The 1,704-nt window shown below is 55.0% G+C and carries 2 protein-coding genes and 1 tRNA gene; all 3 read right to left on the minus strand.

The window, feature by feature from the left end; all coding sequences use genetic code 11:
- Positions 1 to 80: 80 nt before the first annotated feature.
- Positions 81 to 156: transfer RNA gene (locus tag EGI20_RS18335), tRNA-Gly, on the minus strand.
- A 79-nt stretch (positions 157 to 235) separates the two neighbouring features.
- Positions 236 to 817, minus strand: a complete 582-nt coding sequence (pgsA, locus tag EGI20_RS18340) for a CDP-diacylglycerol--glycerol-3-phosphate 3-phosphatidyltransferase (RefSeq protein ID WP_124734210.1) — start codon at positions 815 to 817, stop codon at positions 236 to 238.
- A 16-nt stretch (positions 818 to 833) separates the two neighbouring features.
- The coding region (locus tag EGI20_RS18345) for an excinuclease ABC subunit UvrC (RefSeq protein WP_498633130.1) at positions 834 to 1,704 on the minus strand (871 nt) is incomplete at its 5' end.

Raw genomic sequence — 1,704 nt, forward strand, 5'->3', positions numbered from 1 at the left:
GACCTCAACCTTGGCAAGGTTGCGCTCTACCAACTGAGCTATTCCCGCATAACCACTTACTTTTACTCAAGAAATTTGCCTGGAGCGGGAAACGAGGCTCGAACTCGCGACCTCAACCTTGGCAAGGTTGCGCTCTACCAACTGAGCTATTCCCGCATCACATTTCTTGTCTTGCTAACGTTGCCGTCTTCAAGAGAATGCGAATTATAAGGATTTTCCGAAGCCTGTCAACACTTCATGCATCCATTTTTTTATCCGCGAACTCTTTTGCCGCCATGCGCAGATAGTAAACCATTGACCACAAAGTTAAAATTACGGCCACAACCATAAATAAATTTCCGATTACCAGCGTACTTACAAACGGAAAAACAGGATCCGCATACAGCAACAGCAAGATAGCCGCCATTTGCGCCATGGTTTTAAGCTTGCCTATGCTCGCCACGGCCACACTCTTGCGCGCGCCCATCTCGGCCATCCACTCCCGCAGCGCAGAGATGGTGATTTCCCGCCCAATGATAATCATGGCCATCCAGCCCTCGGTCCGCCCCAGCTCCACCAATAAAATAAGCGAAGCCGCCACAATCAGCTTATCGGCCACCGGATCCAGAAAAGCACCAAATGCCGAAGTCTGGCCCAACCTGCGCGCCAGAAAGCCATCCAGCCAGTCTGTCACCGCCGCCAAAAAGAAAATCACTGCGCCAGTCACATTGGCAACATGCGAAGACATCAGGCTAGGCGGCAGAAAAAAGATCGCCACAAAAATGGGGATCAGGGCAACCCTGAGCCAGGTCAGGAAGATAGGCAGATTGAACGGCATGGGGTGATCTTTGTTATTAGTGCAAGGCGTTATAAATCAATTCGGCCAGCTTGTGGCTGATTCCTTCGACCCGGGCAAGGTCATCAATACTGGCAGCCTTTACGCCGCGCAGCCCACCAAAACGGGTTAACAACTGCTGACGACGCTTGGCACCGACACCAGGAACTTCTTCCAGTGTCGACATGGTGCGCGCCTTGGCGCGGCGCGCCCGATGCCCGGTAATGGCAAAGCGGTGCGCCTCATCGCGCACAGTCTGAATCAAGTGCAGCGCAGGATGATCGCTGGGTAATTGTAACGTCTTTTGCAGATAAGGGAGGATTAGCGTCTCCAGGCCAGGTTTGCGCGCCTCACCTTTGGCCACCCCGACAATAGGCAGCACAAGACCCAACTCCTGCATCACCTCCAGTGCGACACCCACCTGCCCCTTGCCGCCATCTATCAGCAACACATCCGGCAACTTGCCCTCGCCTTCGGCCAGTTTGCTGTAGCGCCGGGTCAGCGCCTCGCGCATCGCGGCATAATCATCTCCTGCCTTAGCCGTTGCAATATTGAAGCGCCGGTACTCGGCAGGCTGCATACCCCCCTTGTCGTATACCACACAGGAAGCTACCGTCGCCTCGCCCATGGTATGCGAAATATCGTAACACTCCAGCCGCGCCACCCCATCCAGTTCCAGCACCTCGGCCAGTGCAGCCAAACGCGCAGATTGACTAGCCTTGCTGCCCGCACGCTGTGCACAGGCAAGCATTGCATTTTTCTCGGCCATTTCCAACCAGACCCGCCGCTCACCTATCGGATGACTCACAATATGCAAGGCATGCCCGGCTCGCGCCTGCAACGCATCACTCACCACCTCCGGAATGGCATGATTGACCACCAGCACGGCA

This window comes from Aquitalea sp. S1-19 (genome assembly GCF_024343515.1).

Bases quoted from the DNA above. Each gene is read 5' to 3' on its own strand.
- pgsA (WP_124734210.1), bottom strand. From the start codon at position 817: ATGCCGTTCAATCTGCCTATCTTCCTGACCTGGCTCAGGGTTGCCCTG.